Source organism: Candidatus Eremiobacterota bacterium (assembly GCA_031082125.1).
Classification (GTDB): domain Bacteria; phylum Vulcanimicrobiota; class CADAWZ01; order CADAWZ01; family Ess09-12; genus Ess09-12.
Genome location: JAVHLM010000004.1, coordinates 54491 through 78976 on the forward strand (window position 1 = coordinate 54491; position 24486 = coordinate 78976).

A 24486-nucleotide genomic window follows, 5' to 3' on the forward strand; every position below is an offset into this window, starting at 1 on the left:
ATAATCTTCTTGCTATGAAACAAGGTGCCCTCACTCCAGGCGACGTGCTCCGCGGCCGCTTTCTCATCAAGGAAGTCATCGGCGAGGGGTCATTCGGGAAAGTGTATCTTGCCGAGGACAGGGAGGTCCAGGGCGCCCTCTGGGCCGTGAAGGAGATCTGGGACAGCAACATGACGGACGAGGAGCGCCTGGAGGCCATTGACCTCTACACCAGGGAGGTGGCCATCCTGCGGACACTCAACCACACTGGCGTTCCCAAGGTCCTCGATTTTTTCTCCGACGGCGAGGGAAGGCACTACTTCGTCATGGAGTATATTGAGGGCAGAACCCTCAACGCGGTCCTTGAGCAGGAGACAATAGACGCTGAGCGCGCCGTCACCTGGGCCCTCAGGCTCTGCGATATCCTGGAGCACCTCCACTCCCTGAAGCCCGCACCCCTTATCTACAGGGATCTCAAGCCTTCCAACGTCATGGTGACCCCCCGGGGAAGACTCCTCCTTATCGATTTCGGCATATCGAGGTTTTTCAACCCCCAGAAGCTGAAGGACACCAATGTCCTCGGCACGCCGGGGTTCTGCCCCCCGGAGCAGTACGGGAAAAGCCAGTCCGATGCGAGGAGCGATATCTATGCCCTCGGGGCGACGCTCTACCACCTCCTTACCGAGGAAGACCTGGCGCAGTTCAACTTTGCCATTCCGCCTGTCACGACATTAAACTCCGCGGTGCCGCCGGGGCTTGAGAAGCTCATGTCCCGGTGCCTCGAGCCTGATCCCTCCAAAAGGTACCAGAGCGTGAAGAGCCTCAGGGAGGACCTTCTGCGCCTCTCCAGGCAGATCTCCGGCCTTTACGGCCCTTCGGCCCCGCCCAGGCCGCAGCTCATACCGGGGCGCCCCCGGGGCAGCATTCTCTCCAGGATCCCGGCAGTCATTTACCTCTGGGCTGTTTTCCTGGCGTTTTTTCTTGGAGGTCTGGCCTTTGAGCCCCTTCTCATTTTCTCAGGGCTCGTGCTCTGCTTTATCCCCATCATCTCCATCGTACCCCTTCCTTTCTACATCGGCAGAAAGATGCATGGCCACACTGCCGCCTCAATCCTGAGCCTTCTGGTTCTGGGAGTCCTGGTCTTCCAGATGATAAGCTCTTTCGGAGTCAAGATGCTCACCACCACTGCCGGAAGGGAGTCCTTCAACGGGTGCCAGGACAGCCTGAAAAAAATCGCCGGCTCGATGGACCTCTACGCAAATGATAACAACGGCTTTTACCCGGACACCCAGGAAAAGCTTACCCCCGCCTATCTGAGGACCATTCCCACGTGTCCCGCCTCAAGGGGAAAGCCCTATGAATACCAGGTATCCGATGACTCCAAGACCTATACCATGTGGTGCGGCGGCATGTTCCACAGGCCCTATGAGGATCGCGAGGGCTTCCCCCGCTATGACTCATCACAAGGCTTCGTGACGCCATGAGCGAAGAGATTTACGGCTGCGAGGGAAGAATCCTGAGAGAGCGCTACAGGCTCCTTAATGTCATCGGGAAAGGCTCATTCGGCAAGGTATACCGGGCTTCCGACCTGACTGTTGACGGCGCCATGTGGGCCATCAAGGAGATAAGGGAGGGGACCCTGAGCCAGGAGGAGCGCCTCGAGGCAGTGCACCTTTACAGGAAAGAGGTGGAGATCCTCAAGACCCTCAACCACACAGGTGTCCCCAAGGTCTATGAGTCCTTCTCCGAAGGGAACTGCCATTACCTCGTGATGGAATACGTGGAGGGCACGACTATAGAAGAGATCTGCCAGCAGGAGCCCTGCGATCCGAAAAGGATGATGGCCTGGCTCTACAGGCTCTGCGACATCCTGGAGTACCTCCACCAGTTCAAGCCTTCCCCCGTGATCTTCAGGGATCTCAAGCCTTCCAACATCATGGTCACACCGCGGGGGAGAGTGCTGCTCATTGACTTCGGCATCGCGCGGTACTTCTGCCCCCAGAAGCCCAAGGACACTCATATCCTTGGAACACCCGGCTTTTCACCTCCCGAGCAGTACGGCTCACAGCAGTCAGACCCACGAAGCGACATCTACTCCCTTGGCGCCACTTTCTACCATATACTCACCGGGGAGGATCTTGCCCAGTTTCACTTTGTGTTCCCGCCCCTTTCGAGGTTTTACCCCGGCGCCCCCAAGGATCTGGAGATGATCCTGGCGCGGTGCCTTGAGCGCCTTCCCGAGAAGCGCTTCCAGACCATCGCCGAGTTCAGGCGGGCACTCAAGCTTGCGGAGAACAGGATCACCTCAGCGGCATCTCCCGCTCCCTCACCTGGCGGATTTGCCACGCAGCCCCTCCAGGGGCAGGCGGGGGGATCCCTGGTTTCTCCCCGGAAGCCGCCTCATCCGTTTCTTGAGTTCCTGAAGGAAATCCCTGCAGCAGTGTATCTCTGGGCGGGTTTCACCGCCTTTCTGATGCTCTCGACCCACCATGAAAACCTCACGTTCTCCCTGGTGTTCATGGCTTTCCTGGCGGCTCTTCTTGTCGCCACGCTGGCAGGCATTTACCACCTCGCGAAAAGAAATAAATTCCTTCATGCCGCAATAATGCTGGCAAGCCTGTTTTTCATATACCTGTTCTTCATGTCCCAGTTTCCCGGGACGGCGGACCTGCTCTCGAAAAAGGCCTCTGCGGGCTCGGCGGCCTGCGAGGAGAACCTGAGGAATCTTGCTGCAGCCATTGAATTATATGCTGCCGATACCAAAGGGCGCTACCCCGATGATCTCTCAAAACTGAAAGGGCGCTTCAAAGAGGGCCTTCCCGCATGCCCTTCGGCGGGGTCGAAGGAATACGCCTACGAGGTGGGAAGGGGGCCGGCGGCATATACGATATGGTGCTCCGGGAGCGCCCATGAGGCAGCAGGCGTGAAGCCGGGCTTCCCCCAGTACTCCAGCGTGCGGGGCCTGAGGGACGGGAAATAGCTGCCGGAGAAAGGACCACTACATGAGCACTTATCATATCAACGGGACAGAATACCCTTTTGAAAAGGGTATCACCATACTGCAGGCGGCCCGCAAGGCCGGTCTCTTCATCCCTACGCTCTGCTACCACCCGAGGACAGAGCGCGCGGGATACTGCCGGCTCTGTGTGGTTGAGATCGACGGGACGACGGGGCTTTCTGTCTCATGTTCCACTGAGCTCCGCGAGGGAATGAGGATCAATACTGCCTCGGAGAGGGTGAAAGAGACTCAGAAAATGATAGTGGAGCTCTACCTTGCCGAGGGAAGCCACGAATGCCTGAGCTGTGAGGCCTGCGGAGAGTGCGAGCTCCAGAAGGCGGCCTATTACCTTGGCGTGGAGGCCACAGGCTTTCCCCGCAGGCCTAAAAACATCCCTGCTGATGACTCAAGCCAGTTTATAGTGAAGAACATGAACCGCTGCGTGCAATGCTTCCGCTGCATCAAGGCCTGCCAGGACATCACGGTGAATGGCGTGCTGGCCATGGGATACCGGGGCAGCGACTCAGTGGTGGTGAACGACAATGACAGAACCTTCGCCGAATCATCGTGCGTCCATTGCGGAGAGTGTGTCCAGCTCTGCCCCGTGGGAGCCCTCACCGAGAAGAAGGCGAAGGGCAAAGGCCGCCTGTGGGAAGCCAGAACCGTGAGGACCACCTGTCCTTACTGCGGCGTGGGATGCCAGATGGACCTTCATGTGAAGGAGAACGAGATTCTCAAGGTGACCGGCGCCGAGGACGTGGAGCCCAATTACGGGAGCCTCTGCCTCAAGGGCAGGTTCGCCTATGATTTCGTGAGCCACCCCCAGAGGCTCAGGGAGCCGATGGTTCGGCACAATGGCGCTCTTGTGCCCGTCACGTGGGATGACGCCCTTGGCGAGGCATCGAGAAGCCTCAGCAGGATAAGGGAAAAATATGGCGCCGATGCCTTCGGCGCCGTGAGCTGCGCCCGCTCCACCAACGAGAACAACTATTCGATGATGAAGTTCACGAGGGCGGTGACGGGCACCCACAACATCGATCACTGCGCCAGGACCTGACACGCCCCCACTGTTGCCGGTCTGGCAGAAACACTCGGCTCCGGGGCAATGACCAACTCGATAGGGGAGATAGAGGACGCGCCCTGCCTCCTTGTTATTGGTTCCAACACCACAGAGGCTCATCCCGTGATCTCCTACAGGATGAAGCGCGCTGCGAGGCGGGGCGCCCTCCTTATTGTCATAGATCCAAGAAAGATCGGCCTTGTCCAGTTTGCCACCCACTGGGTGAAGCCGAAGGTGGGGACCGACGTGGCCCTCATCAACGGCATCATGCACGTGATCATTACAGAGGGACTTGAAAACAGGGAGTTCATCGACAGCCACACCTATGGATTTGAGTCGTTCAGCAAAAAGATCGAGGAGTACCCCCCTGCGAGGGCCTCGGAAATCTCGGGAGTGCCTGAAGCACAGATAAGGGAGATTGCCCGCGTGCTCGCCCGAGCAGAGCGCGTGGCCCTCTTTTACACCCTGGGCATCACTGAGCACACCTGCGGCGTCGATAACGTGAAGAGCTGCGTGAACCTCCAGCTCCTGCTCGGCAACCTCGGGAAGCCCTCGAGCGGCATCAATCCCCTGAGGGGACAGAACAACGTGCAGGGCGCCTGCGACATGGGAGCGCTCCCCAACGTCTTTTCCGGCTATCAGAAGGTGGCCGATGCCGAAACGAGAACGCGCTTCGAGGACGCCTGGCACGTGAGGCTCCCCGAAAAGCCCGGCCTCACCATCCCGAAGATGTTCACCGCGATGAAGGAAGGCTCCCTGAAGGCCCTTTACTGCTACGGCGAGAACCTGGTGATGTCTGAGCCCCACCAGGCCCACACCCTTGAGTGCCTGAAGAGCCTGGAGCTGCTGATCGTGCAGGATCTCTTCCTCAACGAGACCGCTGCCCTTGCCCACATAGTGTTTCCCGGGGCCTGTTTTGCCGAGGATGAGGGGACTTACACCAACACGGAGCGCAGGGTGCAGCGCGTGAGAAAGGCCGTGGAGCCGCCGGGCATGGCGCGGCCTGACTGGTGGATTCACAGGGAGCTTGCAAAGCGCCTTGGCTATGACATGGGATTCAATGAGAGCGGTGACATCTGGAAAGAGATTACGGCCCTCACCCCTTCTTACAGGGGAATCACTTACGACCGCATCGTGACCGAGGGAATCCAATGGCCCTGCCCCTCATGCGATCACCCCGGCACGCAGTTCCTCCATGCCGGCGGCGAGTGCGCCTGCGGGCTTGCCCGCTTTTCCGCGGTGGACTGGCGCCCTCCTGCCGAAGTTCCCGACGATGAGTATCCGCTGGTGCTCACGACGGGAAGGCGCCTCTGGCACTATCACACGGGCACGCAGACCAGGAGGAGCGCCGGCTTCGAGGCCATATGCCCCGAGGAGATCATAGAGATCAACCCTGCCGACGGCATGAAGCTGGATATCACCGACGGCGAGTATGTGACGGTAACCTCGCGCCGGGGCTCCCTGAGGATGAAGGCCCGCCTCACGGAGCGCTCCCCCGAGGGGACCGTCTATACTTCATTTCACTTTCATGAGGCCTGCGGCAACGTGCTCACCATCGACGCCTTCGACCCGGTCACCGACACCGCAGAGTACAAGGCCTGCGCCGTGAGGGTGGAGAAGCCGCAGGCAAAGGGAAAGTCTTAAGGCTGCCTCCCGTTATTGGGGATGTCATGGTGGAATTTGGGCCAGGGACTCGCGGTGTCGAGCAATCCTGTCCCATAGAGGGCCTTCAGACCACTATCGTATCCGAAATAGACAGTCCCGTCAGGACTCAGAGCCGGCGCGGTGGAAACATATCCGCTGTAGCTCCATTTCAGGCTCCCTGAGCTGTTAAGGGCATTAACCCTTCCCGTTGCTGATACCCCTGAGACATAGATGGTGCCGTCATTTGCAATGCAGGGGGAATTCTCGTTTGAGTAAGCTCCGCCGGTATTGAAGCTCCACTTCAGAGTCCCCGAGGCATCAAGGGCATAGAAAGTATTATAATAGTAGTTTCCAAAGTAAATGGTGCCGTCGCTTCCCACGGCAGGCTCGCCGGTAGCCCAGCCGGTGAAGTTATAGCTCCATTTGAATGAGCCCGAGGCCGAGGGATCGAGGGCATAGAGCGTGCTGTTGTAAGGGGCGCCTGACCATGAGCCGAAAGCTATATAGACGGTGCCGTCGCTGCCTATGGCAGGCGAGCCGTTCTGCTGATAGAAGGATGAGCCGACTGCCTTTGACCACAGCGGAATTGCCGCCGTGGTGCCGTCGCTCACTGCAAAAACATACCCATAGTTAGATTTAATATAGATGGTGCCGTCGCTCCCTATTGACGCCGAGGAATAGCACTGATCACCCAGCGAGTAGTTCCATTTCTCGCTTCCGTCAGAGGGATTCAGGGCATGGAGCCTCGCATCCTGGACGGTGCCTATGTATACCGTACCGTCACTTCCGAAGGCAGCCGTCGCATATTCCGTCCAGCCGCCGGGGGAGATGGACCACTTGAGAGAGCCTGAGCTGTCAACGGCATAAAAGCGTGAATCACGGGAGCCGAAATACACAGTACCATCGCTCCCTATGGCTGGTGCCCCTGTTATAAGGTTTCCCGCAGGATAGCTCCACTTGAGGGAGCCTGAGCTGCTCACGGCATAGAGCTTTCCCGGCGAACCGGCGCCCACGTAAAGGGTGCCGTCGCTCCCTATGGCGGGCGCCGAATAGACATAGCCAAGGGATGCGTTGCTCCACTTCAGCGACCCCGCGGCGACGACGGTGACTGAAGACGAATTGCTGGTAACGCTTCCCGAGGTGGCCGTAATGGTGCAGGTGCCTGCCACGAGCGCGGTGAAAAGCCCTGAGGAGCTAATGGTGCCGACGCTTTCATCGCTGCTGGTCCACGAAGCGGAGGCTGTCAGGTCGCTTGATGAAGAGTCGCTGTAATATCCCGTGGCGCTGTATTGCTGCGTTCCTCCTGATGCCATGGTAGCAGAGGAGGGAGTGATAATGATAGATTCTAGTGTGGGTGAGGGGCCGGGGCCGGGGGGTACGGGAGTGGGAGAGGGCTCCTGAGGGGAAGGCGAGGGAGAAGGTGAGGGCTCCGGCGTCGGTGAAGGGGAAAGGGTGGGTGTCGGCATCGGCGATGGAGACGGGAGAGGCGACAGGGTAGGGGTCAGCACCATCGTTACCTCCGGATTGTCTCCGGCCATGACCTGGACATCGTAGAGGGCCTCTGCGAGTGCCTCGTTCGCCGCGTTGCTCGCGAGGATCCTTATGGTCTTCCATCCTATGGGGACGTTATTGATTACCGCGGTTGCGCTGTCGCCCGTTGCGGGTCGGTCAACGCGCACGGGGGGAACGGCATCCTGCGTCGTGCCGCGCTCATAGATATAGATGGCGAAATAGGTGGTGCCCTGGGGGATCTCTCTCAGCAGGAACTCATCTTTTTTACTGGGAATGGCTCCCCTGAGGGTCACCATCCCTGAAGATCCCTTCTTCGGAAAGGGGAGGGTGATAATGAGCCTGGCACTCCCCGCCATCCCGGGCACTCCGCCGGAAAAGCCGCCTCCCGTCCCCGTGCTGCAGCCGGAGAAGGCGAAGAGAAGTGAGAGATAAAGAGCAAGCACGGAAAGAATCGTTACCCTGGTGAGACTGTTTCTCATTGAATATCCTCCAGGCTTCATCACATCTGGACAGAGTCCGGTATTCAGCTTGATGAAGCGGCCGAATACTCCCTGATAGTCCGATTACCTCTGATGAGCATGGGAAGATCAGTGGAACGACCTGGCAGAATGAGTGGAGCTGCTCATCATTCTTCAGCATATCATAGCATGGGAATGTAATGATTTTCAATAGGTTTCCTGTGCCTCTTTTGATGATTATTTCCCCGGTGTTTCCTCTTTTGCCTTCCCAGGACGGTGAAAGGGAGAGTGCCTTTTGTGAAGAACTCCATGAGAGAGAGAATCCCTGTCAGCCGATGGAGAGGGGAGAGTGAGCGCCATGCTCACAGAAGAGCAGAGAAAAGAGATCCGCGAGGAGATGGGCCGCTTTCCTGATGCGCAGTCGGCCCTTCTCGGGGCCCTCCGCATTGCCCAGAGTGAAAAGGGATACGTCGATAATGATTCCCTTGTCGAGATCGCTGACCTCTTCTCCCTCTCTCCCGCTGAAGTCTATGGCGTGGCGAGCTTTTATCAGATGATCAGGCAGGAGCCCGTGGGCACCTGGCATATCCAGTTCTGCACCAATGTCTCCTGCTCTCTTGCCGGCGCTCCCCGCATCCTTGAGCATCTCAAGAGCCTCCTCGCCATCAGTGAAGGGGAGGTGACACCGGACGGCCTGTTTTCCCTTGAGTGCGTGCAGTGCCTTGGCGCATGCGGGAGCGCGCCGGTGATGATGGTGAATGATGAGCTTCACGAGCGCCTTGACGAGGAAAAAATCAGCGGGATCATCGGTTATTTGAAGAAGCGGGGCACCCCCCATGAGTGAGCCCATACTGCTCCGCCGCCCCCTCCCTGAAAAGCCCGTCGCCCTTGAGGAATACCTGGACGGCGGGGGATATGCCGCCTTCAGGAAAGCCCTCACGATGGAGCCTTCCCTGATCATTGACGAGGTAAAGCGCTCGGGCCTGCGCGGCAGGGGAGGCGCCGCCTTCCCCACGGGCGACAAGTGGGGCTATGTGCCCCGCGGCTCAGGTAAGCCTGTCTACCTGGTATGCAACGCCGACGAGGGCGAGCCGGGAACCTTCAAGGACAGGGTCCTCATGGAGAGCGATCCCCACCTTGTCATAGAGGGGATGCTCTGCGCCGCCCGGGCCATCGGGGCGGAGCGGGGCTTCATCTACCTGAGGGGGGAGTTTGCCAGGGCAGCCCGGGCCATCGGGGAAGCCCTCGAGGAGGCACGGCACGCCGGTATCCTGGGACATGATAAAGAGCTTCCCTTTGATATAAGCATTTTCAGGGGCGCCGGGTCTTACATCTGCGGTGATGAGACAGCCCTCATAGAATCCCTCGAGGGAAAGCGCGGCCAGCCAAGGATGAAGCCTCCCTACCCGGTGCAGGCCGGCCTCTATGGCTGCCCCACCGTGGTGAACAACGTGGAGACCCTCGCCTGCATCCCCTTCATCATAAGGGAAGGCGCCGGCATGTTTGCGGCCATCGGCAGCGGCAGAAGCAGGGGCACGAAGCTCTTCTCGGTGAGCGGCGATGTGAAAAGACCAGGCTGCTACGAGTATCCCATGGGAACACCCCTCCACACTCTCATTAATGAAGGGGCAGGGGGCATCGGGGAGGGGATGATCCTCAAGGGCGTCATCCCCGGCGGTATCTCGACGCCGGTGCTCCTGGCAGCGGAGTGCGATGTGACAATGGACTATGAATCTCTCGAGGCCCGAGGCTCTTCACTTGGCTCGGGAGGAGTGATTGTCCTGGGCTCGGGGGCGTCAATCCCGGGCATTGCCCTCACGGCGGCCCTTTTCTTCAGGGATGAGTCATGCGGCCAGTGCGGGCCCTGCCGCGAAGGCACGGCGATGCTCGCCCGCCTCCTGGAGGAAACTGAGGCCCCGCCTCTTCAGAGCATTGAGCGCCTCTGCACTTATATGAGGGGAGCCTGTCTCTGCCCCCTTGGCGACGCCGCGGCCCTGGCCATCGGTACAATGGCAAGAAAATTCAGAAGCGAGTTCGCCCGAAGAGGATTTTTCCCGCGGGAATAAAAAGACAGTAGGAGCTACTATAATGGCTGCATTAAATAATCTGGAGGGGGGATAGTATGAAAAAGGTATCATTGTGGATCATGCTCTTTTTCTTCTGCATCTCGGCATGCCAAGTGCCGGCCGCTCTTGAAGCAGAGGCTTCAAAGCCCAGGAAGCGGGTGGTCCAGACCTATATCAACGCCACTGTGATCGCCAGCGACCTCCCCACGGCAGCGGGGAGGCTCACCGATATGGTGAAGCAGCACAAGGGGATCCTCTCGAATCTCAACATCGATGACAATTCCGCAAGCGGCAACGCGTCGATCCAGATCCCCACGGCGGCCGTCTCTTCGTTCCTCTCCGACCTGAAACAGGTGGGAAGACTGCAGAGCCAGAGCATGTCCACGTCGGACTATTCGCAGTCCTACGATGAGTATTCCAGGAAGCTCAAGGCCTATGAGCTCCTCGCCAAGGCTTCGAGGGAGGGCCTTTTTTCCAGAATTGAAATCTCCGACGTGGAGCGCCCCATCCTTGAGGCTGAGTTCGCGAACCTGCTCAAAGACCAGATAACAAGCTGCAGGAGCAGCCTGAGAAACTACGACAACTACGGCGACAATGCCAATGTGAGCATAGCCCTCAAGGGGACCGGCCAGGGCCACGCGGTCCAGCAGGACCGGATCAATGTGACGGAAGTGAAGGAGATCGTGAGGGAAAAGGCCCCGAGCGATATGCCTGCAAGCTCTGCGATTGTCATCGCTCTCTGCGTCATGCTTGTGGCAGCCCTTCTCTATCTGGTCGTCCTTTACCGGAAGGTGCAGCAGATGAAAGACAGCCGAAAGACAGGGTAATACCGAGGGATTGAGCATGCCTATGCCATCATCGCAGGAATATGTTGAAGAAGCCGCCGGGACCGCTCCGGAGCCTGATTATTCTTACAGGTTCAAGCCTTTCCAGGAGATGACCCCTGAAGATTACCGGCTGGTGGGCTTCAAGTCGGGGCTTGAGGTGCACCAGCAGCTCCTTACGGGGAAAAAGCTTTTCTGCCGCTGCCCCGCAGGGCAGTACAGCGATCACTATGACGCCGAGATAATGCGCCACATGCGCCCTACCCTCTCGGAGCTCGGTGAATACGACGGCACGGCCCTGATGGAGTTCAAGACCAGGAAGGAGATCATCTACCACATCAACAGGGACACGGTATGCACCTATGAGATGGACGACACGCCTCCCTTTGAGCTGAACGAGGAGGCTCTCGAGATTGCCCTCAGCATCGGGCTTCTTTACGGGTGCTCAATGGTTGACGAGATCCATATCGCCCGGAAGCAGTATCTCGACGGGAGCATTCCCACGGGATTCCAGCGCACGACCATAGTGGGCGTAAATGGCCGGATCCCTTACAAGGGTCGCACGATTGGCGTCGTGCAGCTCGGCCTCGAGGAGGATGCCTGCCGCGAGGTAGCCGACGTGGGCCACCGCCGCTATTACCTCACAGATCGCCTGGGCATGCCCCTCATCGAGACGGTGACGGCTGCCGAGATGATAACGCCCCAGGAGGTCGCCGAAGTGGGGGAGATCATAAGGCGTCTTGCGCGCAGTACCGGAAAAGTGCGGACCGGCATCGGCGCCGCGAGGCAGGACGTCAACGTGAGCGTGACGGGCGGCACGCGCGTCGAGATCAAGGGAGTCTCCCGGATCCCTTACATCCCCCTTCTCACTTATAACGAGGCCATGCGCCAGTGGAACCTGCTGGGTCTCAGGGAGGAGCTCAGGAAGCGAGGCATCACGCCTGATACCTTCCGGTCCAGGACCGAAGACCTTTCAAGGATACTCCGGAAGACGCGCTATGAGCCCATCCACAATGCAATCAGCGGGGGAAAGGTGGTAAAGTGCGTCACTCTCTATGGATTCGGGGGCCTTCTCAGGTGGCAGACGCAGACAGACACCTATTTCTCCCGGGAGATCTCCGACAGGGTGAGAGTGGTGGCATGCCTGACGACCCTTCCCAATATCATCCATTCCGACGCCCTTGCAGAGACCCTCTCGACGGCCGAGTGGCGGAACGTGAAGAAGGCTGCCGGCGCCGGCGAAGATGACACGGTGGTCCTTGTGTGGGGGGACGTGGCTGATGCTGAGACCGGGGCAAAGGAGATCGCCATCAGGGCCCATGAAGCCGCCACAGGCATTCCCTCGGAGACCCGCCAGGCCCTGAGCGACGGCACCAACGGATTTGAGCGCATTCTCCCGGGCCCTGACAGGATGTACCCCGACACGGACCTTCCCCCGAAGCGGATAAAGGGTGAGCGCCTCGAGGGGATAAGGGCTACCCTGCCGCCGCCCTTCTGGGAGCGCGAGGAGTGGTACCGCAGCCTGGGGATTCCCGCTGATGTCATAAGGCCCCTGGCTATATCGCCCTATGCCGGCCTCTTCGAGAGGCTCGTCAGGGAGAAGAGGATAAACCCCACCGCCGCTGCCGTGGCGCTGATCCAGTACCCCAAGCGCCTCAGGAAAAAAGGCTTTCCCGCCGTCACCATAGACGGATCAGTCATGGAGCTCATACTTGACGCCTGCAGCCGCGGCATCATCCCCCGGGAGGGCATCTACCGCTCCCTTGAGCATTATACCCGCGAGGGGAGGCTCGAGATACCGCTGCGCTGCACCGAGGACGACATGGCGGCGGCTGTGAGGGCCGCTTTTGATGATACCCGCGAGATGAAATTCACCGCGCCGGAAAAGAGGTTCAGGATCATCATGGGCATCGTGATGAGGAAAATAAGCGGCTCGATAGAGGGGAGAAGGGTGGCGGACTTTGTAAGGCAGCTTTTCCCGGAGGTAAAGCCATGACGAGCAGCGAGAATTACAAAGGATACAGGGGAGAGGCCCTGGCTGCCCTCAGGAATTTCAAGGCCGAAGTCTGGAGCGATGTCGTCGTGAAGACAGCCCGTGGCTCCTTCACGGGCATCATTCTCCCGCGCTCCGAGACGGCCGATCCCTACCATATCGTGATGAAGCTCCGCACGGGCTACAACATTGGCATAGCGGCGTCCAGCATCGAAGCCGTGGAGATAGCCGGGAGAAAGGAAGCCCACTATAAAATCCCGGAAAAGGACTTTCCCTTTGACCCCCACAAGCCCAAGGTGAAGCTCCTGGGCACAGGGGGCACCATCGCGAGCCGCCTCGACTACCGCACCGGGGCAGTAATCCCCGCCTTTTCCCCGGGAGAGCTTTACGGCTCCGTTCCTGAGCTCGCCGACATCTGCAACCTCGAGACCGAGAAGCTCTACGGCGTCTTCAGCGAGAACATGGGGCCCGAGCAGTGGATAGGGACGGCAGAGGCCATCGGCAGGGAGATTGCCAGGGGCGTCCATGGCATTGTCATAGGCCACGGCACCGACACAATGCACCACACGGCGGCAATCCTCTCCTTCATGGTCCAGGAGTCGCCGGTGCCCATCGTAATGGTGGGCTCGCAGCGCTCAAGCGACAGGCCCTCGTCTGACGCCGCTCTCAACCTCATGCACAGCGTGAAGGCGGCCGCCGAGAGCGACATCGCCGAGGTCCTCGTGTGCATGTTCGGCCCCACTTCCGATGAGTATGGCCTTCTCCACAGGGGCACAAGGGTGAGGAAGATGCACTCGAGCTACCGCTCCACCTTCCGCACCATAGGCGATATCCCCATCGCCATGGTGAGCCGCGACACGATTACGCCCCTCAGGCAGGACTATGCAAAGAGACGCCACGACAGGCATGTGCGCATCAACACGGCCTTTGAAGAAAAGGTGAGCATCGTCTATTATTACCCCAACATGAAGCCCGACATCATCGACTCCCTCATCGACAACGGCTACCGCGGCATCGTCATCGCGGGGACAGGCCTGGGCCACGTGAACAAGCCCCTCTATCCCGCCCTGAAGCGCGCCCAGGAGAAGGGCCTGGCCGTCTACATGACGGTGCAGACCCTCTGGGGGTACGTGCAGATGTATGTCTATGACACGGGCCGCGATATGATGGAGCTGGGTGTGGTTCCCATGGCCAACATGCTCCCCGAGGTGGCCTACGTGAAGCTCGGCTGGGCCCTGGGGCAGACGGGCGATCTCCAGGAGGTAAAGGAGATCATGTACAGGCCTGTAGCCGGCGAGATAACGGAGCGCGAGCCCAGCAACGGCTACCTGATCCTGCAGGGCGGCATCCCCGAGGTTGAGGAGTACATCTCAAGGTACAGGAAATAGCGATGAAGCTCATCTGCGTGGGAGGCGCCCAAAGCGGCGCAGGGAAAACCGTTGTCATCGAGTACCTTCTCAGGAGGCTCCCGGGCTTTTTGGCACTGAAGGTGACACCCTTTCACGATCACGGCATCGGGCACTGTCCCAGGCAAAATCCCTGCGGCGCCTGCGAGCCTTCCGTGGAGGGGTACGAGATAATTGATGATGAAGAGCGCCTTTCCACTGATGGAAAAGATACGGCCCGGATGAAAGCGGCAGGGGCTTCCAGAGCTCTCTGGCTCAGGGCGTCGCCTGAAGGGCTGAAAGGCGGCCTGGATGAAGCCCTCGGGAGTCTCGCCCCCTGTGAGGGTGTAGTGATAGAGGGGAACAGGCCCCTCGTGGCTCTTCCTCACGCGTCAAAGCTTTTCGTGGTGAGCCGCTCCCTCGACCTGATAAAGCCCCGGGCCCTTGATGCCTTCCAGGCAGCTCACCTCATCGTGGTGACAGAGGGGATGAGCGAGAAAGTGCCGGGGAAAGTCACGGTCCCTTTTCCCCCTGCACCCGGTGACGGTGAAAACAGCTTTATCGCTGCGGTGCTGAAGGCGGCCCTCGAGAACCCGTCACCATGAGCGCGCTTCTAATCCCACTTGAGCGAGGGATAGAAATACAAGGTCTTTTTACCGCACATCGGGCATGTGATACAGTCCTTCGCCTTCGGGGCGCCCTGCACCCCTGGCATCTCCCTCAGCGAGCTGAGAGTCTCCTCCCTGATCTCGAAGGCGCTCTTTTTGCATTTCGGGCATGGATAGATGGCTTCAATGGTCCCCGTGAGGGGATTGAGGCCCTTGCCTCCGGTCTTGGACGGCCTGACAGAGTGGAAAGCCTTGCATGCGGGGCAGTATATCACGGTGCTTTCTGACTGCATCCCCTGGCCTGTTCTCACCGTATCGCTTTTGTAGCCGCAGCTTTTGCAGACGAACTCGCCGCCCCAGCCGGCAAGCGAGGGGAGAGCGCACAGGAGCATCAATGCAAATGAAATCAGCATTGAGGCAAAGAGTCTTTTCATAAGTCTGGCTCCTTTCAGTTCCGATGAGTCATCTCACAAGGCAGGCCCGCTCCCTTTCCGGGAAGGGTGCTTTTTTTACAGGCCTGCAGGACTATCTTACAGGAAAAGTGGCTGAAGGTCAATACCATCAAGCTCTGCGGTGCATCAAGAGGCCAGAGGCTCTCAGTACGCCGTCGTCATGTCTATGGTTCCCGCGCGCCGCGTCACCTTCTCGAGGGAATTGAACACCACGAGGGACAGGACCAGGAAGAGGGCGGTGATTGCAGAGAAGATGCCAATGAGGCCTGCCGTGGAGATGCCGGCCATGAGGGGATCGGGGGGAAGGGAGGGAATGACGGCACGCCGCACGGCTTCCATCCAGTAGGTGAAGGGGAGGTAGAGGGCGACTTTCTGAAGGACTGGCGGGAGGACGCTTAAAGGGTAAAGAACGCCCGAGAGAAAGTAGAAAAGGGAGCCTGCCGCCGCCGAGAAGAAAAAGTTATGCATTGCCGTCACCATGGAGATTGCCGCAAGGATGAGCCCAAAAGAGGCAATCGCCACGAGCCCCAGGAAAAGTGACATAAGAAGAAGAGGATAGTCGATGGTACCGAGGCCTATGGGGAGGTGAAAGACGGCGATGCCGAAGACCAGAGTGATAAGCACCGACAGGGCGGTTATGACAATCCGCGCCGCGGCCCTCCCGAAAAGATAGACATGGAGGCTCGACGTGGCTATGTAGACGTATTTGAGGGTCTGGTAGTGCTCACGCTCGATATGGAGCACCATTGAAAGGCCCTGGAGCGATCCGAGGACCAGCATAAAAAAAGCGTTCCCCACGTACATGAAAGCGAAGAGGTCGGCCCTGGAGCGGCCTCCCGTGACGACAAAGTACATCACCACCAGGATAAGGCAAGAGGAGATAGGCTTGATGATGGAGTACAGCGTAAAGAGGAGCGGATGGGCCCAGTTGGCCTCTATCTGCCAGCCAAGCCAGAATGCCGAGAGAAACGTGGAGAGATGCTTTTTCACTGCCACCTGAGGGTAAGCCTCCCTTCGCGGCGCGCCCTTCTCTCCATGAAGCGGAGGGCTTTCAAAGCCAGGACAAAGTAAATGATCCCCAGCAGGATGATGAGAGCTATCTCGAGGGCAAGGGGCAGAAAGATGAAGGTGCCTTCGCCGAAAAGAACCTGCCGCATGGCATCGAGCCCCAGGGTGACAGGTATCAGTGAAGCAACGGCTGCAATGCCGTAACCGAGCCTGGCCACAGGGAAATAAAAGCCTGTCACGAGAAATATGGGCTCCTGGAGAAGGTTCGAGAAATGCCAGGCGTCCCTGCCATACATGAGAAATAATGAGCTTCCCAGCATCCCGAGGCTGTAGAGCGCAAAGAGCGTCACCATGAAGGTAAGGGCAAAAGCCCCCCATGACGAGACCACCAGGGGCACTTTGAAAATCCATATGCCAAGGAAAAATGTCGTGAGAGCTCTCAGGCCCGTGTTGTACATCCCGCCGAGGGCCATGCCAAGGAGAAGTGCCTCGAGGGAGAAAGGGGCGATAAGAAGGTGGTCCAGCAGGCCCCTCTCCTTTTCCCAGTAAAGCTGCGACATCATCCCCCAGAGCACGTTCATCCAGAAGCCTATCATGGAGCCTCCAAGTATCACATAGCCGATGAAAGCCACGGGGGAATCGAGGGCTTTATAGACATAGACATAGGAGGCAACGGTGAGGAGCGGAAGCACCACCTCAAAGATCATCCAAGAGGGCTCCCTGTTCATGCCCTTCACGCGGGCCCATGCCCTTGCGAATGCAGCGCGACTGTTTCTCTCCACGGTGTCGCGGAACCTCTCCCGGGCTGTCATTCCAGGCTCCTCCCGCAGAGCGAGAGGAACACGTCCTCAAGGGTGGTATCCGATCGCTTCACAGAGACCACCTTTGCATCCTGCTCGGTGAGCTTCTGGAAGATGACCTCGAGGGGGAGGTCATTCTCCAGTATGAAGTGGAGGTCCCTGGTGGAGCCGTCGGGGCCGTCGCTCACCGTGAGGGCTTTCACATGAGGAAGGCTCCCGAGGTCGTGAAAATCTCCCCTGCCGTTCCTCACGGTGATGTGGAAGCTGGACTGCTGCGCCACCAGCTTTTTCAGGCTTCCCGGGGAGTCGCATGCCACGATCTTCCCTCCGTTTATGATGGCCACGCGGTCGCAGAGCTCATCGGCCTCGGCCATGTAATGAGTCGTGAGGAGCACAGTTCTCTCCTTCTTTTCCGAGAGCCATGACTTTATATAGGTCCTGAGCTTTTTGGACGTGGCCACGTCAAGCCCCAGCGTAGGCTCATCCAGAAAGATAATCTGGGGATCGTTGACAAACCCCCGGGCAAAATTGAGCTTCTGGCGCATGCCTGTCGAGAGCTTGTGGACTCTCGTGGAAGCCTTTTCGCGGAGCTCCACGATGTCTATGAGCTCGTCGATGCGCTTTTCCGCTGTCTTCCTCTCCACGTTGTAAAACTGCGAGAACATCCAGAGGTTCTCCCTGACGCTCAGGATACCGTACCCTGAATACTCGCCGCCGGCGATCAGGTTGATGATCTTTCTTATGGGGAGAGGGTCGCCCTCGACATCGTGGCCTGCCACGTATGCCTTCCCGCTTGAAGGGAGGAGGAGCGTCGAGAGGATCTTGATGAGCGTCGTTTTCCCGGCGCCGTTGGGGCCCAGGAGCCCGAAGAGCTCGCCGCGCCTCACCTGGAGGCTCACCTCATCGAGGGCCGTTATGGTGATATCCTTCTTCGGCTCCCTGAAGATTCTTGTGAGTTTTTCTGTCAGAAGTGCATACTCCATAAGTACAATGGTTTCTTTCCGGCACCATTATTTCCTTCGGAAACCGGCAAGAAAACCACAGCACAAGAATCGTGAGGCCAGGGGACAGCTGGCGAGTTTTTGATCGCTCGCAAAAGTTAACATGAGCAGCTTCTTTTTCATACTTTTTTCAAGGGTTAATCACCTATTTTTCAGGAGCTGTCGGTATAGAGAGGCAGAAGAAAAAAGCGAGGTGTTCAATATGATCGGATCACTCGGACAGATGCCAAGACTCGGCGGAATGAATTCAGGCGGCGTCGCGCCTACATCCCTTATGGGCCTTCCCACGACGACTATGAATACAAACCCTCTCGGCTCGAGTGGCCTTGACAGCTTCAGACCCAGCAAGGAGACCCTGGGGGGCCTCTCAGGCGGGATGCCTTCTCCGACACCGATGCCTCAGATGAACAACGGCTCCAATGATTTGATGAAGATGATGGGCACGAGCATGCTTTTAAATGCTATAGGCAACCTTATCAAGAGCATTTTCGGCGGCGGAGGCCAGCAAGGCGGCGGCGGCGCACAGAGCGCCGGCAGCTCAGGCGGAAATGACGGCGGCAACGACATACCTGATGACGGCGGCGGGCTCGACACCGATACCGACGAGGACCAGACAATTGACGGAGGAAGGGACCTCATCCAGGACTGAGAAAACGAATCACCGCGACGAGGCTGAAAGATGCGGATAGGCGTTATTGCTGACAGCCATGATAACCTGAATACCATCAAAAAAGCCGCGGCAGCTTTCCGAAGGGAAGGTGTCGCGCTTGTGCTTCATGCCGGCGACCATATCTCCCCCTTTTCCCTTGCGCCCCTCAAGGATACGGGGTGCAGGGTCATCGGCGTTTTCGGCAACAATGACGGCGAAAAAATACTGCTTGCAAAGCGTTATGAGGAAATCGGGGAGATTCATGCCGCTCCCCATTTTCTTGCCTGTGAGGGGTTCCACATCGCCCTCATGCATGAGCCTTTCGCAATCGACAGGCTGGGGGAGAGCGGGGCTTTTGACCTTGTCATCTACGGTCACACCCACAGAAAAGACATAAGAAAAGGAAAGAGCCTCGTGGTAAACCCCGGTGAATGCGGCGGCTGGCTCAGTGAGGAGCCGACGGTGGCCGTCGTTGACCTGCCTTCAGGGGATGTGCAGGTCATCAGCCTCTGAGCCTGAGCCAGGGAGGCTCACAGCTTGTCCAGATCTTCCTTGACATCAGGCTGGCCGAAGAGGTTCTTATAGATGGAGCCCAGGAACGAGGCTTCCTTCTTCATGAGAGTCTGAACCTCGCCCTTGTCGAACCATACGCCGCCGCACTTTTTGCACTTGTCGAGCATGATATCCATGAACTCTATTTCCATCAGGTCAGAGCCGCACTTGGGGCATTTCATATGGTGGAGCTTTTTCTGTTCCTCGAGCTTCTTCTGCTCCAGCTCATGCTTGTGCTTTTCAATGAGCTCCTTGTCGCGCTCCGCAAAGTAGGAATCCTCTGCAGTGTGCTTTTTCCTGAGGACGAACTGTTCATCTTCCTGATTTCCGTTGTTCTTCATTTCTGCACCTTCCTTCTGTCTCCATGGTGCCCCCCACCGGGCGGGTCAGCTCTTCAAGATTCGAAATGGCCCTTTCGGGTGATTGCGCAATGCCTCATGGATATCTATAATGGAATAAGGTATATTTTATCATTTTTCTTGCCATTTCCTTCATGGAAGATATGAAAAAAATTCTGATTATTGACGACGACGAGGATTTCAGCGAGCTTGTGCACTACACGCTGAAAGGGTGCGGCTTCAGCCTTATGAAGGCCCACGATGGTGAGAGCGGAATGGAGAGAGCCGTGAAAGAGCTCCCCGACCTGGTGCTCCTCGATATGGTGATGCCCCGCAAGAATGGCATAGAAATGCTGGAAGAGCTGAAAAGCAACGAGATTACGGGAAATATTCCCGTAATCATGCTCTCGGGATACAGGGAAGAGGACCGTATCCTGCAGGCCAGGCAGCTTGGCGTGGTCGATTACGTGACAAAGCCCTTCAGCCCCCTCACGCTCCTGCAGAGTGTTTACAAGGCCCTCGGGATGGAGTGCCTTTAAAAAGTGCCAGTCCCCGTTTATCTGCCCCCCTGTTTATAGTATAATAGACATTGTAACAGCCAGCACATTATTTTACAGGGAGGAGCAGCTATGATACACACCCTCATGAGATCCGCACTGCTTGTGCTTCTGGCCTTTACCCTTATCGGTGGCCATGAGGCCGGGGCCCTGGAGGTCTATGTAAGGAACAAACCCCTGAATGAGAGGCTTATCGAGGTCAAGGGCACCGTCTATGCTCCTCTCGATTCCCTTATAAAGCTCCTGGGCTTCTCTGCCGAAGCTGGTGAAGGCACTGCCGCCATCGTGAAAAAAGCCGGAGAGTGCTCCCTTCCCCAGGGGACCTTCACCCTCACCTGCGAAGGCGCTCCCCTGGAGATTCCCATGGTCATCAGGGAGGGGAGGGCTTACGTGCCCCTCAGGGAGTTTGCAGAAAAGCTGGGCGCCTCGGTGCTCTATACAAAAGAAACAGACATAATGGACATCACGCTCAGGAAGAACATCTCCGCCCAGGAGATCCAGAAGTCCATAAACGATATGAAGCTCCAGAGGCTGGAGACACAGAAGAAGCTCGGCACCATATCCACTTTCAAATACGTGGTCCTGGGCAGCAGCAGCGCCGAGGGAAGCGGCGCCGATCCCGCGTCCAAGGGGTTTGCCTGCCAGATCGGCGACAGGCTAAGGGCCCGGTTCCCCGACCTGGTGATGAAGAACCTGGCAAGGGGAGGCAAATCAAGCTCGGACTTCATCTCCATGGGCCTTATCCAGCAGGCCGTCCAGGAGCAGCCTCACCTGGTGGTGATACTGTCGCTTATCGACCACAACGGCTACGGGATGGAACAGGGCCTCTTCAGGAAGAACTGGACGCAGATCTTCCAGTCTCTCACCTCGGGAACAAAGGCAGTGATAGTTTTCGGGAATTTTTACGTGCCCGGGGCCTCGAACAGCCTTGAGCTCAAGAGGATTATCGAAGAGCTTGCACCCCGCTATAACGTCAAGCTCGTGGACTTCCCCGACATGTTCAAGGAGCATCCTGAATACAGGCATGCCGACGGCATCCATCCCAACAACAAGGGCCACGATGCCTACACAGACCGCTTCTGGCAGGTCATTGGGAACCTGTTTTAACAAAAAAAGAGGGGCGGTGATACCGCCCCGGCTTCTGTACCAAACTCCAGGTGGAGGTTATGCGGCTTCGATGGCAAGCTTCTTGGCCTGGTATTTCTCGGCAAGGATGTTCCTGTGCTTCTGGTAGAGGAACGAGGTTATCAGCAGCAGCACGCCGATGATGATGAAGGTCGTCACCTTGTTGTAGGCGTTGAGGACCCAGAGGTCAACGAAGCATATCTTGAGGATAGATGCCACGAGGAGCATAAGGCCGAACTGCCGTGATATCTTGAGCTCCTGGTAGATGCCGTAGGTGATGAAGAGGAAGGCGAAGATGCTCCAGAAGCCCGAGAGGATGACCTGGAAGTAATCCAGGATGCCGTAGAACTTGTAGAGTATGAATGATGACTGGAAGCAGAAGATGAAGAGCGCAAGGGCGATGAGGAAATTCCTGAGATCGAAGTTGGCCCATACCATCCTGGCAGCCACCACGTAGATGGCGATGATGCCGATTATAGCTGCCACGTCAAAGAGCCTGAGCGACGCGGCGCCCGTGGCGGCAATGTCAATCCCCCCCGACACGCACACGAAGTTGGCGTCGAAGAGAACGGACTTTATGAAGCTCACGAGGAAGGTGAACTGGGCGAGGGTGAGGTAATGGCTGCCCTTGGGATCCTTCTGCCCCTTGACAAGGAGCCCCAGGGCCGTAAGAGCCCATATCAGCGTTGATGCTGAGCCGGTAGTCTCGGCAAGCACGCTTTTCATCAGCACGATCCCTATCATGTAGGGGATGGCCGCGATGGTCCATTTCTCCTCTTTCACGATAAGGTCCTCGTTCTTCCTGAGCACTGTGCCCGTGAGATAGAGCACCGCAGCGATAAGGAGCATGGCGCCGAACTGGAGGTTCAGGAAGGGAGTGAAGGGTGCCCTGTTGATGAAGAGCCCTGATCCGAGTATGGAGAGGACGGTGAGCATGAGGCCGATATGGCCCAGGTTCTGCCAGCCCTTGAGGAGCTCGTAGTACCTGAAGCTCATATAGATGAAGAGGGCGCTCACGAGCGTCGCGGCAACCTGGAGGTAAAGGAGCCCTGATGCCATGGTCATCACCAGGTATGAGCCAAGGCACAGGGAGGCGAGAAGGCTCATGGTCATATAGGCTCTCTCTTCCTTGCCGGCATTGCCCATTCCCCGGTAAAGGGTGCTGAAGTACCCGAAATAGGCACATGCCATGACAAGCCACATCCAGCGCTCGTTGTTGATCGCGGCGGTCGCGGGAGCAGCAAGATCAGGAAGTACCGCAAAGACCTGGTAGGAGGCCATCACGAGATAAATCACAGAGGCTCTTCTCATGAAGCGCTCGTATTCAGGAAGGATGCGCCCGGCGGCAAGAAGAGTGCTGAAGGAGAGAATGCCGTAGGCGACGGGCAGAAGAAGAGGAGCGGGTGAGAAGCTGCCAACCATGTAAGTCACTACTGCCATTGATGCCGTGAGGGCTGTCGTCATTGCGGCGCGCTCTTCCTCGCCAAGGCTGTCACGCCTGCCGTAGAGGGTGAGGAAGTAGGCAAGATATACGCCTGCCGAGAGGAGGTAAATAACGAATCTCGAAATCGCAAGGTTCAGATTGCCTTCCATAGTGGGAATCACGTAGAGAAGCTGCGCCGAGGCAAGAAGCATCGCGAAGTAGGAGTATCTCCTGAGGATCTTCCCATACTCGCCGGCCAGGAAGCTCAGCTTGAGGAGGCCGAGGGCCTCGGCGAACCAGAGGGCCGTCACGATGGAGAAGCAGGTCGTTCCCTTCGAGAAGTAGGTGATGAAGCTCACCGACGCCGTGAGGAAGAGGATTCCCAGGACCAGGTTGTTCCTCACGATCTCCGAGAACATGGGGTCCTTTTCCTCCATCTTCCTGGCCTGCCAGGTGAGGCCCAGGTGAATCACGCCAAGGAGCACATAGACCGAGGTGGCCCAGATGTTGGCCATCTTGAGGAGCACGAAGTAGGAGGTGATGGCGAACACGGTGGGCGAGAGGTAGGAGAGGAACAGGTGGTAGTCGCTCGATGACTTTCTCGTGAAGTGGAGGATGTTGTTGGAAAGAAGGAAGAGAAGATAGATCGCGATGAGGAAGAAGAGGGCGTGGACCGGCTGGGTCATGTGGAAATTATAGAAGTAGAGGAGGTAGGTGGCAAGGAAGGCCACCGTCGTGAAGTAGTCCCATTTCTTGTAGTAGGCCACGTAGGCCACGCCGCAGTTGATGGCGATAAGGTAGAACGTTATGATGCCGGTGCCTGAGAAGCTGAACTGCATGAAGAAGGGAGCCAGGAATGCCGCGATCAGCATCCCGTTTCCGATAAGCTTTGAGTCGTACTTGAAGATCGATATGCCCGACCAGGCTACAATGGCGAATATTGAGCAGAAGAGCACGTAGCTCCCTATTATATGGTAATAGAAATAGGAGGCGCACACGGTGAAGAAGAGGATGCAGAATCCGCCGCCGATAAGGGGGTGGGCGAACTTCTGCATGTTCTTCTGATAGAGGTAGTGGCCGATGAAGACCAGGAGAAGACCGAGACCGATGCCGCCGATGGCCTGGAGGAGGCCTGCCGACCTGAGGGTGATGGTGAGATAGGTGATAATCCCGATGATAAGGAATATGATGCCGGTGAAATTAAGCCAGGTCCCTGCAAACTCCATCTCCATCCTCGAGGCTTTCTCGGTGTAAGTCTTGGCCGTTGAGGCCTTGGTTGTGGAAGTCTTCTCCGTGTCGGTCGTCCCGTGATCAAGGATCTCATCCCAGATGCGGTCATTGCTTTCCACGAGAGCAAGGGGCTTCGCTTCAACAGTTATCTCGCCTGCCGGCGTGATAGTTCTGGCCGGCTCTGATTCAGTCTTTGGAGCCGCGGAAGCCTGAGGCGCTGCTGGCTCTGCCTTTTCCGCCACGAGGGAAAGGACAGGGGCCTTTTCCCTGGCCGGTTCAGCCGGTGACAGGGGCGCCGGTTTCGCTGAGGCTGCAGGCATTATGTTCTCTGCCCGGGCCTGTGACAAAACCCCTGAGAGCGGCGAAAGCCTGCGGGCTGAGAGGGATGCCGCCGGTTTCTTTTCCGCCTCGGAAGCATCGGCTGCCTCGACAGCCTCGGGCTTCCTGGCTGCCGTAAGCATTGCAATATCCCTGGAATGCTTGGTGGCCGTCATTTCCAGGACAAGGACGCGCTGCTCGACGGCGTCATACCTTTTTCCGGCCATCTCCAGGAACATGAGCCGGTTTTCCACGGAGTCGCGCCGCGCCTGCTCCTGGTTTTTCCTGCTCTGGTCGGAGAGGACCGCGGCGATTATCAGGATGATGACGATAAAGACGAGAATCTCCATTCCACATACCTCCTTTTTCTATTCTGACAGGTATATTCCCCGGGAATGGAATTTTAGACAGGGGGAGAAAAAATATTTTGAACCCCTTGGGCTGATGAGTAATGGGGGGATGGCAAAGGAGGGCTGCAGGGTGGCGGCGAGAATATATAAATCAAG

The 24486-nt window shown here is 57.7% G+C and carries 20 protein-coding genes; 13 read left to right on the plus strand and 7 right to left on the minus strand.

Annotation, left to right across the window (positions count from 1 at the left end; genetic code table 11):
- Positions 1-14 precede the first annotated feature (14 nt).
- The 3 genes from RDV48_05910 to fdhF are packed head-to-tail and all read left to right on the plus strand — an operon-like array spanning position 15 to position 5681.
- Entirely contained in the window at positions 15-1463 is a 1449-nt protein-coding gene (locus RDV48_05910) for a serine/threonine-protein kinase (protein ID MDQ7822311.1), read from the plus strand.
- The gene (locus RDV48_05915; protein ID MDQ7822312.1) at positions 1460-2959 is read left to right on the plus strand and encodes a serine/threonine-protein kinase; all 1500 of its coding nucleotides are present in this window, start codon (positions 1460-1462) and stop codon (positions 2957-2959) included. Before RDV48_05910 ends, RDV48_05915 begins: the two co-directional genes overlap by 4 nt.
- A 22-nt stretch (positions 2960-2981) precedes the next feature.
- Positions 2982-5681, plus strand: coding sequence for a formate dehydrogenase subunit alpha (gene fdhF, locus RDV48_05920; protein MDQ7822313.1), 2700 nt, complete (start codon positions 2982-2984; stop codon positions 5679-5681).
- On the opposite strand, the gene RDV48_05925 is transcribed toward fdhF, so the two are convergent.
- On the minus strand, positions 5678-7672 hold the full coding sequence (locus RDV48_05925) for a PQQ-binding-like beta-propeller repeat protein (GenBank protein ID MDQ7822314.1): 1995 nt from the start codon (positions 7670-7672) through the stop codon (positions 5678-5680). The two genes, fdhF and RDV48_05925, sit on opposite strands and share 4 nt — an antisense overlap.
- A gap of 337 nt (positions 7673-8009) precedes the next feature.
- On the opposite strand from RDV48_05925, the gene nuoE reads away from it, so the two are divergent.
- The 6 genes from nuoE to RDV48_05955 are packed head-to-tail and all read left to right on the plus strand — an operon-like array spanning position 8010 to position 14524.
- Positions 8010-8495, plus strand: coding sequence for an NADH-quinone oxidoreductase subunit NuoE (gene nuoE, locus RDV48_05930; GenBank protein MDQ7822315.1), 486 nt, complete (start codon positions 8010-8012; stop codon positions 8493-8495).
- On the plus strand, positions 8488-9717 hold the full coding sequence (gene nuoF, locus RDV48_05935) for an NADH-quinone oxidoreductase subunit NuoF (protein ID MDQ7822316.1): 1230 nt from the start codon (positions 8488-8490) through the stop codon (positions 9715-9717). The genes nuoE and nuoF overlap by 8 nt, the downstream gene beginning before the upstream one ends.
- A 56-nt stretch (positions 9718-9773) precedes the next feature.
- Positions 9774-10544, plus strand: a complete 771-nt coding sequence (locus tag RDV48_05940; protein ID MDQ7822317.1) for a DUF4349 domain-containing protein — start codon at positions 9774-9776, stop codon at positions 10542-10544.
- Positions 10545-10560: 16 nt separating this feature from the next.
- Entirely contained in the window at positions 10561-12537 is a 1977-nt protein-coding gene (gene gatE / locus RDV48_05945; protein MDQ7822318.1) for a Glu-tRNA(Gln) amidotransferase subunit GatE, read from the plus strand.
- Positions 12534-13922, plus strand: coding sequence for a Glu-tRNA(Gln) amidotransferase subunit GatD (gene gatD / locus RDV48_05950; GenBank protein MDQ7822319.1), 1389 nt, complete (start codon positions 12534-12536; stop codon positions 13920-13922). Before gatE ends, gatD begins: the two co-directional genes overlap by 4 nt.
- Positions 13923-13924: 2 nt before the next feature.
- On the plus strand, positions 13925-14524 hold the full coding sequence (locus RDV48_05955) for a hypothetical protein (protein ID MDQ7822320.1): 600 nt from the start codon (positions 13925-13927) through the stop codon (positions 14522-14524).
- A gap of 8 nt (positions 14525-14532) precedes the next feature.
- On the opposite strand, the gene RDV48_05960 is transcribed toward RDV48_05955, so the two are convergent.
- The 4 genes from RDV48_05960 to RDV48_05975 form a co-directional block, all read right to left on the minus strand.
- Positions 14533-14961 carry a hypothetical protein gene (locus tag RDV48_05960; GenBank protein MDQ7822321.1) on the minus strand — a complete coding sequence of 143 codons (429 nt, stop codon included), beginning with the start codon at positions 14959-14961 and terminating at the stop codon, positions 14533-14535.
- Between the two features lie 162 nt (positions 14962-15123).
- Complete coding sequence (locus RDV48_05965; GenBank protein MDQ7822322.1) at positions 15124-15975, minus strand: ABC transporter permease; 852 nt, start codon at positions 15973-15975, stop codon at positions 15124-15126.
- The gene (locus RDV48_05970; GenBank protein ID MDQ7822323.1) at positions 15966-16799 is read right to left on the minus strand and encodes an ABC transporter permease; all 834 of its coding nucleotides are present in this window, start codon (positions 16797-16799) and stop codon (positions 15966-15968) included. Before RDV48_05970 ends, RDV48_05965 begins: the two co-directional genes overlap by 10 nt.
- A complete protein-coding gene (locus tag RDV48_05975) occupies positions 16796-17770 on the minus strand; it encodes an ABC transporter ATP-binding protein (protein ID MDQ7822324.1) in 975 nt (324 codons plus the stop codon). The genes RDV48_05970 and RDV48_05975 overlap by 4 nt, the downstream gene beginning before the upstream one ends.
- Positions 17771-17990: 220 nt before the next feature.
- Between RDV48_05975 and RDV48_05980 the strand changes: the two genes are divergently transcribed.
- Both RDV48_05980 and RDV48_05985 read left to right on the plus strand, forming a co-directional pair.
- A complete protein-coding gene (locus RDV48_05980) occupies positions 17991-18437 on the plus strand; it encodes a hypothetical protein (GenBank protein ID MDQ7822325.1) in 447 nt (148 codons plus the stop codon).
- Between the two features lie 30 nt (positions 18438-18467).
- Entirely contained in the window at positions 18468-18950 is a 483-nt protein-coding gene (locus RDV48_05985; GenBank protein ID MDQ7822326.1) for a metallophosphoesterase, read from the plus strand.
- 17 nt (positions 18951-18967) lie between these two features.
- Here the strand turns inward: RDV48_05985 and RDV48_05990 are convergent, their stop codons facing one another.
- Complete coding sequence (locus tag RDV48_05990) at positions 18968-19330, minus strand: zf-TFIIB domain-containing protein (protein MDQ7822327.1); 363 nt, start codon at positions 19328-19330, stop codon at positions 18968-18970.
- Between the two features lie 161 nt (positions 19331-19491).
- Here RDV48_05990 and RDV48_05995 point away from each other — a divergent pair, with 161 nt between their 5' ends.
- On the plus strand, positions 19492-19866 hold the full coding sequence (locus tag RDV48_05995) for a response regulator (protein ID MDQ7822328.1): 375 nt from the start codon (positions 19492-19494) through the stop codon (positions 19864-19866).
- A gap of 90 nt (positions 19867-19956) precedes the next feature.
- Positions 19957-20991 (plus strand): GDSL-type esterase/lipase family protein, encoded by a 1035-nt coding sequence (locus tag RDV48_06000; GenBank protein ID MDQ7822329.1) that lies wholly within the window; start codon positions 19957-19959, stop codon positions 20989-20991.
- A 57-nt stretch (positions 20992-21048) separates the two neighbouring features.
- Here RDV48_06000 and RDV48_06005 read toward each other — a convergent pair whose 3' ends face one another.
- Positions 21049-24330 (minus strand): DUF2339 domain-containing protein, encoded by a 3282-nt coding sequence (locus RDV48_06005; GenBank protein MDQ7822330.1) that lies wholly within the window; start codon positions 24328-24330, stop codon positions 21049-21051.
- Between the last annotated feature and the right edge of the window lie 156 nt (positions 24331-24486).